The sequence below is a fragment of the Paenibacillus sp. VCA1 genome, from assembly GCF_031583795.1.
Taxonomy (GTDB): Bacteria; Bacillota; Bacilli; order Paenibacillales; family Paenibacillaceae; genus Paenibacillus_AQ; species Paenibacillus_AQ albilobatus.
The window spans coordinates 323,036-338,894 of record NZ_JAVLSX010000001.1 but is presented as its reverse complement, the minus strand read 5'-3'; the positions used below and the strand labels follow the sequence as shown (position 1 = coordinate 338,894).

At 53.3% G+C, this 15,859-nt stretch carries 12 protein-coding genes; 6 read left to right on the top strand and 6 right to left on the bottom strand.

The window, feature by feature from the left end:
* Positions 1-13: 13 nt before the first annotated feature.
* Positions 14-1,792 carry a vWA domain-containing protein gene (locus RJP21_RS01415; protein ID WP_310857780.1) on the bottom strand — a complete coding sequence of 593 codons (1,779 nt, stop codon included), beginning with the start codon at positions 1,790-1,792 and terminating at the stop codon, positions 14-16.
* A gap of 298 nt (positions 1,793-2,090) precedes the next feature.
* Between RJP21_RS01415 and RJP21_RS01410 the strand changes: the two genes are divergently transcribed.
* Positions 2,091-2,240: a hypothetical protein gene (locus RJP21_RS01410; RefSeq protein ID WP_310857779.1), complete on the top strand. Its 150-nt coding sequence runs from the start codon at positions 2,091-2,093 to the stop codon at positions 2,238-2,240.
* Positions 2,237-3,175 carry a hypothetical protein gene (locus RJP21_RS01405; protein ID WP_310857778.1) on the top strand — a complete coding sequence of 313 codons (939 nt, stop codon included), beginning with the start codon at positions 2,237-2,239 and terminating at the stop codon, positions 3,173-3,175. The genes RJP21_RS01410 and RJP21_RS01405 overlap by 4 nt, the downstream gene beginning before the upstream one ends.
* A 337-nt stretch (positions 3,176-3,512) precedes the next feature.
* On the opposite strand, the gene RJP21_RS01400 is transcribed toward RJP21_RS01405, so the two are convergent.
* Both RJP21_RS01400 and RJP21_RS01395 read right to left on the bottom strand, forming a co-directional pair.
* Entirely contained in the window at positions 3,513-4,832 is a 1,320-nt protein-coding gene (locus RJP21_RS01400; protein WP_310857777.1) for a polysaccharide deacetylase family protein, read from the bottom strand.
* 19 nt (positions 4,833-4,851) lie between these two features.
* Entirely contained in the window at positions 4,852-5,556 is a 705-nt protein-coding gene (locus RJP21_RS01395; protein WP_160039307.1) for a coiled-coil domain-containing protein, read from the bottom strand.
* Between the two features lie 134 nt (positions 5,557-5,690).
* On the opposite strand from RJP21_RS01395, the gene RJP21_RS01390 reads away from it, so the two are divergent.
* On the top strand, positions 5,691-7,466 hold the full coding sequence (locus tag RJP21_RS01390; protein ID WP_310857776.1) for a hypothetical protein: 1,776 nt from the start codon (positions 5,691-5,693) through the stop codon (positions 7,464-7,466).
* A 57-nt stretch (positions 7,467-7,523) separates the two neighbouring features.
* On the opposite strand, the gene RJP21_RS01385 is transcribed toward RJP21_RS01390, so the two are convergent.
* Positions 7,524-9,911 carry an Ig-like domain-containing protein gene (locus RJP21_RS01385; RefSeq protein WP_310857775.1) on the bottom strand — a complete coding sequence of 796 codons (2,388 nt, stop codon included), beginning with the start codon at positions 9,909-9,911 and terminating at the stop codon, positions 7,524-7,526.
* A 233-nt stretch (positions 9,912-10,144) separates the two neighbouring features.
* Between RJP21_RS01385 and RJP21_RS01380 the strand changes: the two genes are divergently transcribed.
* Entirely contained in the window at positions 10,145-11,200 is a 1,056-nt protein-coding gene (locus tag RJP21_RS01380; RefSeq protein ID WP_310857774.1) for a serine hydrolase domain-containing protein, read from the top strand.
* Between the two features lie 102 nt (positions 11,201-11,302).
* Here the strand turns inward: RJP21_RS01380 and RJP21_RS01375 are convergent, their stop codons facing one another.
* Together RJP21_RS01375 and RJP21_RS01370 are read right to left on the bottom strand one after the other, a co-directional pair.
* On the bottom strand, positions 11,303-12,016 hold the full coding sequence (locus tag RJP21_RS01375; protein ID WP_310857773.1) for a DsbA family oxidoreductase: 714 nt from the start codon (positions 12,014-12,016) through the stop codon (positions 11,303-11,305).
* Between the two features lie 222 nt (positions 12,017-12,238).
* The gene (locus tag RJP21_RS01370; RefSeq protein WP_310857772.1) at positions 12,239-13,648 is read right to left on the bottom strand and encodes an MATE family efflux transporter; all 1,410 of its coding nucleotides are present in this window, start codon (positions 13,646-13,648) and stop codon (positions 12,239-12,241) included.
* Positions 13,649-14,091: 443 nt separating this feature from the next.
* On the opposite strand from RJP21_RS01370, the gene RJP21_RS01365 reads away from it, so the two are divergent.
* A complete protein-coding gene (locus RJP21_RS01365; protein WP_397386165.1) occupies positions 14,092-14,946 on the top strand; it encodes a carbohydrate ABC transporter permease in 855 nt (284 codons plus the stop codon).
* 1 nt (position 14,947) lies between these two features.
* Positions 14,948-15,832, top strand: a complete 885-nt coding sequence (locus RJP21_RS01360) for a carbohydrate ABC transporter permease (protein WP_310857770.1) — start codon at positions 14,948-14,950, stop codon at positions 15,830-15,832.
* Positions 15,833-15,859: the final 27 nt, after the last annotated feature.

Sequence of the window (15,859 nt, the reverse complement as noted above, 5' to 3'; positions counted from 1 at the left end):
AAGTCCTTCAACATCACACCAAATATTCGATCAAAATCGTCTTATCCACCTGCGGCAGCGAGATGCTGAGGCGGTCGCCGCTTTTTAGCTCTGCTCCCTGGGCGGCGTTCACCGCGCGCCCCGATTTCTCGACGGTACAAGCGGAGTTGTTTTTCAGCACAAGCCGGTCGTTTTTGCCCGGCATAAACATGACTTTATCCGTTTCCTTCAGCTCCGGCGCAAGCTGGAGCAGCTGATGCAGATTGAATTTGCCCTTGAAGGCGGTCAGCTTTTTATATTGCGGATACGTTTTTTCGCCGGTGTTCTCGTCGCGGATTTCCACGACGATCTGCCCGACAAATCCTTTATTCGCTTTGCGGACCGCACCCATGACAAAGTAGGCGGCAGCCGCCAGAGCGGCCAGGACAACAATGCTTATCACTACGGGCCACACCGGAAATGGTTTCTTGTCTTCCTTGTCCGCCGCCGGGGTCCCTCCGCTTCCTGCGCCGGCAGCTTTGGCGCTGATCGTCACCGGCTTCGATTCCCGGTAAAAGCTTTTGTCTTCGGCCCGAACCTTCAGTTCGTATTGATGTTTCTCCTCGACCTTGTAAGAGCCTTCGAAATGGTCTCCTTTATTGGCAAGCTCCACTTCCTTCGGTTCCCCGGTGTCGAGATCCTTGACGAGAAGTTTGGCGCTCATGTCATTGTAAAGGCCGTTGTTCTGGAGCTTCTGGCCGTTGCTGACGAGATAAGCGTTGATGTCGACCGTGTCGCCTTTTTTGACGGCGGTCGATTTCAGCGGCTCCATGGCCAGTTCGAGATCATAGTTGAAAATGAGATTGATATCGATTTTATCTTTGGGAACACCTTTGACCTGCAGCTTCCAATCGCCCTGCTCCGGCTTCAGGAGCTTGATCAGGGAATAGGTTTTCGACGTGGAGCGCTGTACGTTCGCCGACGGAACCGGTACGTTTTTGCCCGACGGATCGGTCAGCTTCACGTCCACCGGCTTGCCGGACATCAGCGAAATGTTGGCTTCCAGCACGTTTGCGTTCGGCACGTTGACGGTGACTTCCTGATAGCTTCCGTTTGCGGTAATCGAGCTGATCGGTACGATTTTCAGCTTCTGGTGGCTGGCGAAAATTTCGCTCAAAATTTGCGGCAGCTCATCCGCCGAACTGGTCGAAAAAGATTTGCCCCCGGTCTGGTCCGAAAGCTTGGAAAGCGCGTCCTTGTTCAGCTTGCCGTCCGCATTGAGCCCGATCGTATAAATCGGAATGCCCCCGGCTTTTGCTTCCTGTACCGATTGGCTGAGCTCCTGATTGGACTCGGCAGCGGTCCGGCCCGATTTTGGATCGAGCTCATTGTTGCCGTCCGCCAGCACGACGATCATCGGCTCATGGCCGGGTTCCGCGCCCTGCTTCAGCACCTTGACCGCTTCCTTCAAGCCGACGGAAATGTCCGTGTAAGCCCCGCGGTCGATTTGGTCGATGAATTGCTTCAGATCGTTTTTGTCCGAGTTCGACTGGATCGTCAGCAGCGCCTTTTCCCGCTGGATTTTGTCGGTATAGGAGACGATCCCTACCTTGTCCCCTCGCGCCTGAAGCATGTCGATGAACATTTTCATCGCTTCGCTGCTGATTCTTTTCGGGTCGCTTGCTTTCATGGAGTTGCTTGCATCGAGAACGAGCACGGCGTCGATATGGGAGGAAGGCTGCGCAGGCGCAGCCGAAACCCCGGGACTTATAACCGGCAAGATCAGCAAACATACCAGCAGGAGACAAAGTGCTATTTTATTTTTATGAAGCATAGACTTTCGATACTCCTTCTCTAGTGAATTGTCAGATTTCTTAGGCCTTCATTCTACTTTAGGAAAAAAGTCTTAAAAAATGCTTAAGAAACGATAAAATTGCGTAAATAACCAATTTGAAAGATTTGCAAATCTAGCAACAGGGCCGCCGTAAGACGACTAAAAACTCCCAATACTTTTATATTATGATATAATTAAAGCCGGTAAAGTTCAATGTGAGCGGCCGTCGCGCTGTACATAGGGCATAAGTCCCACCAACGAAAACTCATCGTTTTGAACCCCGAAAGGAGTGCGGATTATGATTGCATACGGATGCCTCGGCATTTTGTTTCTTTTTACCGCCATAAAAATCGCCGTGTACTTCCATCGACAAAAGAAGGCGCCTTCGCCCGAGGATCTCGATGAAACGCTCCTTGAAATCGCCAACCCGCGGGGGGATCGCGCATGATGACCAAGAAAAAGCCGCTGATCCTACGCCCTTATCATAAGACGAGATATGCCTACGAAAAGTTAAGAATTTGCAAACATTGCCGATTTTTTACGGTGCTGTGGGAAGACAAATGCGCGAATTGCGGCAGACAGGCTTTGATTCCGGTCATGCAGCTGGCCCGTATTCAAGCCAAACATGCCATGCAAAACGAGCGGCTGATCGCCCTGCTCATTACCCTTGCGGCCGTGCTGTTCAGCCAAACTTTCCTGCAGATCATCCTCAGTCTTGCGGGCGGGTTCCTGCTGACGGGGCTGCTCTGGTGGGTTCAGCGAAAAACGGTCGAGCCCGAAACCCGAAGGCAGCTGGATAAGCTGCTGCGCAGCAGCGAACGGCGCATTATCGAAGGCATTTATATGAACCTGACGACCGCTTCGGCCGCCATCAAAGACGATGAGCAGCTCGGCTACGAAATTTTGCGGGAAATGGCGACGATTGTACGTAATGACCGGATCCGCTTGCAGCAGATCATGCTTCTGCAGTCGTTTGCGCTCCGCAAAGACATGGATCTGACGCTCGAGCCGCTGATGATCGAGGATTTTGAGCCGGCCTTGGCCGAATACATCGGCGAGCTGGCCAAAATCAAACGCGAGCTGATCAAACATCAAGCCATCCGTTACGTCCTGCGGTATGAACGGGAAATTCTCGAAATGAAAAACGGCTCCCGGATCCTGGCGCTTGTGGCCGGCGCGGCCGTCCGGATGAAAACGTACGTGGATGCATATCCGGATTTCATTCTCCGCTACGTCCGCCAGATGCCCAAAGACCGCTTCCTTCGCTTGTACCGGCTGGTGCGCCGCCATCCCGACCAAACATGGAACGGACTGCGCAACGAAGTATCGGCTCTCTACAACGAAAAATACCGCTGGGACCCCGAATTTCAAAACTGGGAATAAGGCATGTGTCCAAATTCTATTAGAGGGGCCGTTAATATATGACGATAAAACCGCCCCGAACCCTGCGCAAATTTCGGATTTGTCCGCAAAACGCCGTAAAAAATAAAGAAACGGAAAGCATATACGGCTTCGCCGGCCTGGACTGGCGGAGATTCCACCTTCGCGAAAATAAAGCCGGGCGATATGCGTGAAACATATAACCCGGCATAAATTTTGAAAAGGCCTGCTCACAAATGGAGCAGGCCTTTTCGGGTTCGATGCTTATGTCAGGATTTTGCAAAATCCTTATGTATATAAAATATTTACGGGATGAACCAAGCAGTTTGGGGAGTCAGGACTATTCCAGATTTACGATCGGAATCTGCTGCTTTTGCAAATATTCTATCAGTTGCGGGAGCAGACTGACCGTTTTTTCGGATTCATGCAGAAGGATGACCGATCCCCCCGCCTGGGCATGCTCGATGTAATTGAGCACGTGCTGCGGGCTGTTTTTGCTTTTCCAATCTTCCGGATCGCGGTTCCACAACACGATTTTCATGTCGGCGCCTTCCGCCGCTTTTCGGGTATGTCCGTTCATGGAGCCGTAGGGAGGCCTGAACAGCACGACAGGCTTGGAGGTAATGTCCTTTATGAGCTTGTTTGTCTGCAAAATTTCCGCCTGCTGCCGCTCCGCAGTCAGCTTCTGCAAATTGGAATGCGTCATGGAATGGTTGCCGATCGCCAATCCTTGGTCGGAGACGTATTTCACCGCCTCGGGAAACCTTTTGACCTGGGCTCCGACGAAAAAAAACGTCCCCCCGACATGGTAATGCTCCAAAATATCGACGATCTCTTTGGTGTATTTGGAAGGCCCGTCATCAAAGGTGATCGCGACGGACTCCTTCGAAATGCCGAAATTCACCGGCTTATCCAAGCTGACCGCTGCCGGCGCCCGAAATTCCGGCTTGAGGGGGACGGGCGGCCCGGACGCCGCAGGAACGGCGGCGGCAGCCGTTTTTACCCAGGATTCCCTTTCGGTTTGGGCGGTCAAACGTTCCCCCTGCGCGGATTTGCCCTCCGCGGCAACGCCTTCCCCCAGGGCCGTCCCGTCTGTATTGGCCAGCGCCTTTTCATCCATGAGTGAAGATTTGGAAAAAGAGAAATAAAATAAAAGAATAAGGACCAGCAAAGCGGCGCCCACACTTACCATTTTTTTGGCATTCACTGCAGCCTTGGCAGGTTTCGGATCGGGCTTGGGCTCGGGTTCGGGCTCGATTCCGCCGCTATTTCTCCCGTCAAGACTTGGAGCGATGAAAGACGCTCGCTCCAACTCGCCGGCATCGCCGATCCGCTTCAGCACGGCAAGCTGTTCCGCAAACGTCTCTGAACAAGCGTATTTGACTTTCCGCACGGCGTTTCTGCCGTATCTGGTAATTTGGCCGTACCTTTGTTGATCCAGAGAGCTGCGTTCGCTCGCAAAAGACAGCCTGAATTTTATGTCGGAGTCCTCGGTCTCCGTCAGCGCCCGGCGAATTTGCTGTCCCGTAAACGAGTCCACTTTCCAGACCAACGCGGTCGTTTGACCGCAAACGAAATCCACCTGCATGAAAAAATCCCCGGACTCCCGCTCTTCAATGGACCGGATCTCAAGCCACTTCGTCAAATAGGGTTGCTGCATGGTAAACCTCCCGTTGCCGTTATTCCGTTGGAGGGGTCAGCGAGAAATTCATGCGTGCGGTAAAATCGGAAATGGTCTGCAGCAGATGGTTTTTCTCTTCCAGCACCTTTTGGTATTGGCTTTCCACCTTCTGGTTTTCGCTTTCCAGATCCCGGATTTTTTCGTCAAGCTCTTTCGTTTTTCTCACGCTATCATGCTGATATTGGCTGAACTCCTCGTTGAGTTTGGCGTATTTGTTCCGTTCCTTTTCCAGCTGGTACTTCAAATTTTCCATGCCGGAGCTTGCGGAGTTTTGATATTCTTTATAGTCTTCAAGCAGCTGGTCGTAGCTCATTTGCTTTTGCGTCAGCTTGTCCTCGAGACTCCGGAATTCTTTTTCCTTTTCGAGGATCGCATGTTCCTTTTTGCCCAGCTCGTTTTTCAGACGATTGATGGTATCGTAAGCGTTTTGCAGCTGCTCTTCGTGGTCTTTTAATCTGAACGCGGTCAGCTGGCGGTCATTCAGCATGTTTTCGACGGCAACGATGAGGTCCAAAGCCGCTTTGTCCTGGTCCAGCAGCGAAAGTTCCACGTCGGACGAAGCCGGGACGGCAGGTTCAGCCTCGTTTTCGGTTATTGCCTGAATTTCGGCCGCCGCAGTCTCGGATGCGGTTTCAGAGCGGGCGGTCAAAAGATTTTTCAGCCAGCCTCTAGTTTTCATATTCGGGTTCGGTTTGCCGTTCATGGTACATATCTCCTCGATATCAAATTAACCTGTCGAAATGCTTGCCATTTGACGTACATTCGAAAAATGCTACATTCTATTTATATCGGAATATGTTTCGGATAATTTTAGAGGGAGCTTGGAGGACCGTCCATATGATGAAAATAAAACAAGTGCTGACCTTGCGGCATGCGCTCATTTTGTTTTGTTTAACCATGCTGGTTCTGATCGCGTTCAAAGGAATGGACATGAAACGCAAAATGGCATGGATCGACGAGGCGGAGCGGTACTACCGGCAAAACAACCTCATTCAGGCGGAGGAATGGTACCAAAAAGCGGCCAAAAACCAATCCATTCGTTATAAGGAATCGCTGATCCAAGAGCGCCTGAACGAACTTTCGCCGATCACTGAAATGAAAACGGCGTTGTCCCGCCTTGATGAACGCGTGGAGACGGCCGGTTCGCGCCAGGATTTTAACGGCTTCCTTCAGGCCTATGGCGAATTCCAGGACGCGCGGAACAAGTTCATGCATGCGGAAGCGCGGTTTGCGGCCGTTTATCCGAAAATTTCGGCTGGCTACGGCATATCGGACGATATTACGCGTTATTTCCAGCAGTTCAAAAGCTTGTTTTACGGCCAGCTGGAGCAGCAGCTGAATCAAGGGAACGGGGACGAAGCCGGCGCAAAGTGGAATTTGCAGGCGATCCCGGATGCGTTTTACGGCGGAGCGGACGAGAAAACCAAGCAGCTCGGCGCGAAGTTCAAGGACTTTGACGAAAGGCTGATGTCCCGGCTCGCCGGCACGGGCAAATTCGCCCAGCTGCTGGATTTCTCGCAATCGCTGATGGACCAGTACGAAGGCCGGAAACACAAAGCGCCATGGGTCAAAAGCAAAACGGAGGAACTGGCGCGAACCATTCTAAAAAAGGATATCGAAGGGGATCAACCGGCCAATTACGCGCTCCATGCCAAAACCTACGAGTCCTATGCCAAAAGCGCCGGGATCAAGTCCGGTCTCCTGAAAGACATTGACCGGCAAATCCGGAAATGGCTTGCATCCGCCCAGCGGAAAATCAAAAGCAACGATTACGAAGGAGCCATCGCTCTCTACGAAGCGCTGTCCGCCTACCAGGACACGTCCGAGGAAGTGAAAAAGGCGAAATTGGCCTGGACCGCCCATGACCCGGTCCGACTGCTGCAGCTCATCGGGCAAACGGCCAGCTACAGCCATGTCAGCGGCGGCGGCAGCCGGTTTGGCGGCAGCGCTTATGCGATCGGCTCGGATGAAGCCAACGCGATCTACTTTGCGGTCATGAATGCCGACGAGTCGGTACAGGCGGCCAGCACGACCGAATTTCCCGGGGACGTCGCCATCCGCAGCGTGTCTATCGAGGAATCGCTCAGCACGAAGTCGGCGCCGGTCATTCTCGTCGAAGGGGAATCCGCCTCGCGCAAAGCGCTCTATGCCGCTTATGAGGTGCATGACCGCCGGATGACTCCGCTGTTCTTCTTCGAAGCCGACGGTTACACGGTGCAGCCGGACCGGTCGCTGCTGGTGACGAACCCGGCCGGCGCAAGCGAAGACGGAGGCGGGGCCGCAACCCAAAACGCCATCTACGTCCGGCAGGGGGACAGCTACCAATTCTCCGGCTTCCAAAAGGATTACGCCGATATCGATGGGGCCGATCTGCTTGCCCATCCGAACGAAAAGGTGCGTTTCGCCTGCTACATCGTATACGGCGGTGAAGGAGACGCGCTGGCGCAGGTAGGGACGACTTACATGAAGCTGCATGGCGATTACATGTTTAACGAGGGGGCGAGCATAACCGTTGTCGGGAAGTTCAGTCGATTCGAAGACGTCGTTCCCGGCGGAGATCCGCTCGCTCAGCCGATCAACGTACCGGTGTTGGATGTGGAACGGGTAGAATAAAAAAACGGGCGGCGCAAGATGATTTCTTGCGCCGCCCGTTCTTTTATTGCCGTTTATTTATTTAACGTTTACGACCACCTTCGTCGACTTGCCGCCAAACGAAACGGTAATCGTCGCCTTGCCCTTGCCCGTCGCCTTCACCACGCCGTCCTTGACCGTTGCGGTCAGGATGCGGGAGGATTTCCACAGCGCCGGCTTCGACACGTCTGTCTCGCTTCCGTCGTTGTACGTGGCCGTCGCGACTAGATTGAAGGTTTGGCCAACGCTCATGTTCAGGTTGACTTCGTTCGTTTGCAAATATTTCAGGACGTCCACTTCCACCGGAATGCGGACGGTTTTGTTGGCGTATTTGGCCGTAATCGTCGTTTTGCCGCTGCCCATCGCCGTGATTTTGCCGTTTACGACGGAAGCCACCTTGTAATTGGAGCTTTTCCATTCGGCTTTATCGCTCACGTCTTTCGTAGAGCCGTCGCTGAACGTTACCGTAACGGTCGCGTTTGCGGTTTTGTCCTTCGCGCTGCCGGCCGTTTTCAATAACACGAAATCTACGTTGGCGTCGATCTTCGAAATGACATCGACTTCAACCTGCACGGTGACTTTTTTGCCGCCGTATTCGGCGGTAATCGTCGTTTTGCCGCTCTTCATGCCTGTTACGATGCCTTCGCCGTCAACGCTGGCTACCGAAGGATTGCCCGATTTCCAGGTTGCCCTTTTGTTCAGACCGTCCGGCGATTCCGGATCGTCCACCGCCGTCAGGTCGATTTTCTTCTTGTCGCCGGTCGACATAATGATCAGACTTTGCGGAGAGGTCAATTCGCTGACGAGTCCTACCTCAACGGTCAGCGTATACGTTTTTCCTTCGTATTTGGCGGTAATCGTCGCCGTGCCCGTGCCAACGCCCGTCACGACGCCGTTTTCGTCCACCTTGGCGATGTCTTCCTTGCTGGAGCTCCATTCGGCTTTATCCGTTACCTGTTCCGCCGGTTGGCTTGCGCCGTAATCCAGCACGATGCTTGCCTGGTACGTCCCGTTTACCTTCAAGGAAACCTTTTTCGAGGAAAGCTCGGTTTTCAAAGGCATGTCCACCGCAACATGGGTTTTCACGCTCACGCCGCCATAAGTCGCCGTGATGTCCGCCTCGCCTTTTTTATAGGCAGTCAAATACCCGTTCGAGACATAAACGACATCTTCCTTGCTGGATTTCCACTGCGCTTTGTCATGCACCGGTTTGGTCTCGCCGTTGGCGTATGTTGCATTCAGCTCAATCTGATACGTTTTGTTTCCGTTCAAACTCAAAGCCACGTCCTCCACCATATCGAGATGGCGGGGAACGTCGACGTCGACGTTGATCGTCACGCTTTTATCGCCGTATTTGGCCGTAATGACCGCCGTGCCCGGCGAATTGGCCGTCACCGCGCCCTGTTTCACGAATACCACTTGCTCGTTGCTGGAAGTCCACGTTGCATCTTTTGTCACGTCTACCGCGCCTTTGTCCGGATACACGGCCTCCAGCTTAATCGGATTCGGAAGCGAGTCCTTGGCGTGCAGGAAGATGTTCTGCTCGCTGGCCTGCAAACGGATCGCCTTGTCAACGTCCACTTGGATGGTCGCGGTCTGCGTGCCGTATTTTGCCGTAATGGTCGCCGTACCCGGGCCGTAAGCGGTGATTTCGCCTTTAATGACGTCCGCTACCTCCGCGTTGCTGGTGGACCACTCGGCTTGCGCCGACACGTCGTTCTTCACGTTGCCGTCGGGATATGTAGCTTGCAGCTTGATTTGAACCGGTTTGTTTTCGCTCAGCAGCATCGATACCTGCGTTGTGCTTGGGTCCAAGCGTTTGACCACTTCCACGCTGACCGGAATGGTCGCCGATTGTCTGCCGTAAGTGGCCGTAATGGTCGCTTTGCCCGGACCGATCGGCGTCACTTTGCCGTTCACGACCGAAACCACGCTGCTGTCGTCCACGGTCCAGTCCGCTTTGTTCGAAGCGTCCTTGTCCTCAGAGTTGTCCGTATAGGTTGCGGTCAGATGGATCGTAGGGCTGTCGCCCATTTTCAGATCAAGCTTCTGCACGTCTTTCGTGAGCGCCTTGACCTTTTTCGTCACGTTGACCTGCACCGATTCGGTTTCATTGCCGTAAACGACCGAAATCGTCGAGGTGCCTTCCCCTACCGCGGTAATCGTGCCGTTATAAACGGTGGCCACCGCGTTGTTTTTACTGCTCCAATTTGCTTTTATCGTCACATTTTCGGTTGAATTGTCCTTATAAACGCCCGTCGCCGTCACAGAAGCCGAATCGCCGATCTCCAGCGTAACCTGGGATTTCGATAGAACCAGCTTGGTCAAATCGGCCGCCGTGTTCGCAGCCATGCTGACCCCTGAATATGCCATGCACAATACGAGTACAAGCAGCATGACAAGCATCTTTTGAAGCTTCTTCTGCAATGTTAATTCCCTCCAATTCCGTTTTGATATAAGCACATCATACCTCACATATCGGCCGCGCGGGCGTCGAATGTTAGGTTTTTTGAACGTTTTTCGGTTTTTTTTCAGAATATGGGAGGAATTTGTCGGATTTTCACCTGTTGTGCATAAAAGATTTTCAAGCGTCAAATGTCCATTTTTCCGGCAACTATCTGGCAAAATCAGCGTCTATATTCATATGGAGGTGCCAACCGATGATCACAACCGACCATCCAATCGCGAGTCTGGCCGAGGAGCTGGTCCGGAAACATTACGGCCGAAAATCCCCGTTAACCGTCACGATCGGCATTCTGGAACATGGAAACCAATACTGCTTTGGGCAAGGGGGACCCCATGGCTTCGATTATGCTTCCGCCATTTACGAGGCCGCATCCATTACCAAGGCTTTTACGAACACACTGCTGTTTATTCTCGAACGGCAAGGCAAGTTAAAATTAACGGACACCGTCGGAAAATACATACCTGAATGCGAGCCGAACCCCGAGGTCGGCCGGATTACCCTTGAACAGCTGGGAACGCACACTTCCGGGCTCCCCCGGCTGCCCGCAGGCTTAAAGTACGTAAAGACGGACAAACTGAATCCTTACCAGCATTACACCGAAGAGCATCTGCTAAAGGATTTGTTGACCTGCAAACCGCAGGCGCCGGGGCATTTCGAATATTCCAATCTGGGCGCCGGGCTTCTCGGGTACATTTTGGCCCGCTGTACGGGCCGGAGCCTGGAGGAGCTTGTACGCGAGGAAATCTGCGGCCCTTTGTTTATGGAGGATACCGCGTTCCGTCTGCGTCCCGACCAGCAGCAGAGATTCCTGCCCGTTTATACGGCCAACGGCAAACCCGTCCCCCATTGGGACCTCGGCGTGCTGGAGGGAGCCGGCGGGCTGCGGACCACGGCCCGGGATTTGCTGCAGTTCGCCAAGGCCAACGTCGGCATGGGGGCAGCACCCGTCACCGCCGCCATGAAGGAAACCCATCGGCCCAGACACCGTCTCCGCCGCAGCGACGAAGCGGGCATGGGATGGATGATCCGGACCGGCGTCTATCACGACAAGGTGCACTGGCACAACGGCGGGACCTTCGGATCGAGCAGCTTCATCGGTTTTCACAAGGAGAAAAATATGGCGGTGATCGTTCTGGCGAACAACGGCAGCTTTGCGCTCAGGCCTTTTTCCATTCTCCGCCCCCAAAAAAGCCATGTCGAAGACATCGGCTTCGAGCTGCTCAAGGTGATGACCAAGACGATTGATTAAAGGTCTGTTTTGTCGTTTGCATACAAAAAAGGAAGCCCGCTCCCTGCCGCTTCGCGATGAAGGGTCAGGAAGGAAGCTTCCTTTTTGCCGTTCAAGTCCGTATTACTCTTTGTCCGTCGGCAGCGCGCAGGAACCGTCCTTGCATGCCAGTTCGTCCGAACCGCCGACCATTTTCAGCGGGTGATCTTCTTTCCAAATTTCGTTCAGCGCGTTCGTGAACACTTCCTCCGGCTGGGCGCCGGAAATGCCGTATTTTTGGTTTACGACGAAAAACGGCACGCCGGAGATGCCAAGCTTCGACGCCTGGCCTTCATCCTCGCGGACATCGGCTTGATAGGCGTCGCTTTCGAGCATGTCGGCCGCCGCCTTCGCATCCAGCCCGATTTCTCCGGCCAGGCGCGCCAGAACCGCACGGTCGCCCAAAAGTTCCGAATCCGTGAAATAGGCTTTGAACAGGCGCTCCGTCATCTCGTAACGTTTGCCGAATTCGCCTGCCCAATGCGTCAAGCGGTGCGCGTCCAGCATATTCGTCGGCTTCATCGTATCGAAGCGGTACGTCAGCCCTACCGTTTTCGCCTGCTCGGTCATATTGTCGTTCATCTCTTTGGCGCGTTCATAACTCATGCCGTACTTTGACGCCAAAATCGCGTGCATGTCTTTATCGTTAACACGCGGCGCGTTAGGGTCAAGCTCGAAACTGCGGAACACCACTTCCACTTCGTCTTTATGCTCAAAACCTTCCAATGCCGCTTCGAAACGCCGTTTCCCGATATAGCAGAACGGGCACGCAAAATCGGACCATACTTCAACTTTCATGTTGTCATCCTCCTCGAAATGATAAACCTAGATTTGACTAACTGATACTTTTTTATGCACAGTACAACCCAAAAAGAAAGGCGGATTTCCCCGCCGACTAACTGTAACTATTGTATTTACATTATATAATGGCCGTCTGGTTTATGCAACTTGGGAACTGCCCACCAGACAGCGCCTTCTTTTCTTATATCGCATTTTATGACCCTCTTATACCGCGGCCTGTTAACCGGTCGTCGCCGCCGCTTCAGGCGCCGGTTCCGGCTCCGTAGGCGCGACAAGCGCATGCCGCTCCCAAGCCCGGCTTTTCCAGCGGAAATACATGATGACGGCGCGCGTCCATTCATCCGCCGCGATCGCCAGCCATACGCCGGCCAAACCGAGATGAAGGCGGAACACCAGGAAATACCCGAGCGGCAGCGACATGCAGACCATGGAAATAAGCCCCATGTACACCGGGAAACGGGCATCGCCGGAGGCGCGTAGCGAGTTGATGATGACGATGTTCACCGTCCGCCCCGTTTCCAGCAAGATGCTGAGCAGAATGACCTGCGCTCCCATGCGAATAATCGCCAGGTTGTCGGTAAACAAGCCCATGAGCGGAGTACGGAACGCAATGACGATCAGGTCGATGACGATGGTCGCGGCCAGAGCCCATTTCACGCTTTGAAACACCCGTGTATAGGCGTCCTGGTTGCGGCGCGAGCCGACGTAATGGCCGACGATGATCGCCGTCCCCATGCCGATCGCCATGCTGAACAAATAAATATACATTGAAATATTGTTGGCATACTGGCGCGTGGCCATCGCTTCGGCGCCCAGATAAGTCGCATACATCGTAAACACGAGCTGGCAGCTCTGATAAACAATGCTTTCAAACGCAGACGGAATGCCGATGCCGAGAATTTTGCGGACGTAGTCCTTGGATAAACGGACGTAAAATCTCCACTCGACCCGTACCTCCATAATCCGGTACAGCAGCCACAAAAACATGCCGAAACAAATGAACCGGCTGAAAACCGTCGATATGGCGGCACCTTCCACGCCCAACGCGGGAAAACCGAAATGTCCGAAAATCAGCACGTAGTTTCCTCCGACATGGATAAGGTTCATCAAAAACGAAACGACCATCGTTTCTTTCGTAAAACCGTGCGTACGAATCGTAGCGGCGAGGGCGTTGATGAGCGCCTGCAGGAATATTCCGCCCCCGACGATTTTCATATACGAATGCGCATATTCAAAAATATCCCCCTGAACGTGGAGCAGCTTCAGCATGACCCCTCCGAACGCAATAAACACGACGCTCAGGATAAGCCCGACAGCGAGGTTCAACGTCAGCGCGTTACCGGTAACCTGGGCGGCTTCAAGCTTTTTCCTCGACCCCAAATATTGGGCGACGACGATGGAGGCCCCGGTTCCGATGACTTCGAGGACGAGAATGGCGATCGACATGATTTGGTTGGCGGCCCCTACCCCGGATACGGCGTCGTCCGACACCGAACTGAGCATAAACGTATCCACGGTGCCCATCAGCATAAACAGAAACAATTCCAAAAAGATGGGCCAGGTTAAACGCACAAGGCTGAGACGTTTGGATTCTGACGCTTCTGATAATTCCTTCGAATGCGCGGTCATGAGTCAGAAATCACCTTGCTTCCTAAATAGTAAAATAAATTAAAACAATGGTATGTTAGCACACTTTTCATAAGATTACATTCCTTTCATGTAAATTTCATTTTAACAATTTTTAAGAAAACGGTTGCCTGGAAAAATCATGAAAACCCGCGCCGCATCGGCCTTTTCCGCATGGTCGGGCAAGGCTTGGCCGCAGACGCTAACGGCAGCGCTTACAAAGGCGGCAAAAAAAGTGTTGATAATTGGAAAATCATCCTCTATGATTATGTCATCAGGCCGGACTCAAAAATTAAAGCACTTTAACTTTTGGATGTCATAACCCTCTAAAAACATACATAATATAGTGAATTTTATCCTGAAAGTTAAAGCGTTATAATTTTTAGAATAAAAGAAAGGTTGGTGTTTCCGTGACTCACCGCGAAAGCCGGCGGCAGACCTTGTACATGTACCTTTTCATCTCTCCATGGCTGATCGGATTTCTGGTATTCGCCTTGTATCCGATTTTGTCATCGCTTTATTACAGCTTCACGGACTATGACATCATTCACCCGCCGAAATTTGTCGGACTTGCCAATTACGCCGAGATGCTGCATAACGACCTGTTTTGGAAGTCGGTTGTGGTGACGGTGCGGTATACGTTCATCAGCGTGCCGATCCAACTGCTTTTGTCGCTCGGCTTTGCGCTCCTGCTCAACCAGAAAATACCGTTCCGCGGCTTTTTCCGCACCGCCATGTATTTTCCGAGCATGGTTTCCGGCGTGGCGATGTCGCTCCTGTGGTACTGGATTTTCAATCCTTCGATCGGCCTGTTCAACTACGTGCTGTCCTGGTTCGGCATCAAGGGCCCGGCGTGGCTCATGAGTCCGGACTACGCGCTGTACGCGCTGATGATCATGTCCTTCTGGACGGCGGGCTCCGGCATGATTTTGTTCCTCGCGGGACTGCAGGGCGTGCCCGCAAGCCTGGTCGAAGCCGCCAAGCTTGACGGCGCAGGACGCTTCCGGATTTTCCTGAACGTGACGCTTCCGATGATTTCGCCGGTGCTTCTGTTCCAGCTCATCATGGGGATCATCGACTCCTTCCAGGTGTTTACCCAAGCGTATGTCATGACCCAAGGGGGACCGAACTATTCGACCTGGTTCTATGTGTATAACCTGTACACCAGCGCCTTCAAGGAATACCGGGCCGGATACTCTTCCGCGCTGGCATGGGTGCTGCTGGTCGTCGTCATGGTGTTTACGGCCCTGATCATGAAATTTTCGAACCGATATGTCCACTATGAAGGAGGCGGACGCTAGAATGAGTACGATCCCGGCTGCAGGCCCGCAAAGGGCGTCATCCCGGACCCGAACCCGGCGCAAAATCGACGGGGTCCGCATCGCCAGCTTTATCGCCCTGCTCGTCACCACCTTTCTGATGTTATTGCCGCTGTTCTTTATGGTCTCCACCTCGCTCAAATCGAAAAAAGAGCTGCTGAAGTTTCCTCCGTCCTTTTTCCCGGAATCGTGGCAGTGGGGCAACTATAAGGAAATTTTCGAAACGCTGAACTTCGGCCAGATGTACATGAACAGCTTGATCATCGGCGTTTTGACCGTCTTCGGCACGCTGCTTTCGTCGGCTCTGGCGGCGTACGGTTTTTCGAGATATCGGGGCAAAGGCAACAACCTGTGGTTCATGCTGATGCTCAGCACGATGATGCTCCCTTATCCGGCGATCATGATCCCGCAGTTCATTCTCTTTTCCAAGCTGAACTGGCTGGATACGTTTTTGCCGCTCGTCGTGCCCGCGTTTTTCGGATCGGCGTACAACATCTTTTTGCTGAGGCAGTTTTTTTCGACGCTGCCGGAGGAGCTGTTCGACGCGGGACGCATCGACGGCTGCGGCGAGCTGCGCATGTGGCGGCAAATCGCCCTTCCGCTTTCGGGACCGGCGCTTGCGACCGTCGCCATTTTTGCCTTCATTTACAGCTGGAACGACCTTTTGACGCCCGTGCTCTACTTAAGCTCATCGGATAAATTCACGCTTCCGGTCGGCATGTCTTCCTTTACCTCGTCCCGTTTCCGCATTCCGCCTTGGCATCTGCTGATGGTCGCCTCCGTGCTGGCCATGCTGCCGATCGTCACCCTGTTTGCGGTAGCCCAAAAGCGGTTCGTCGAAGGAATCGTGCTCACAGGCATCAAGTAAAGGCCCCGCCGCCAGGAGGCGGCAACG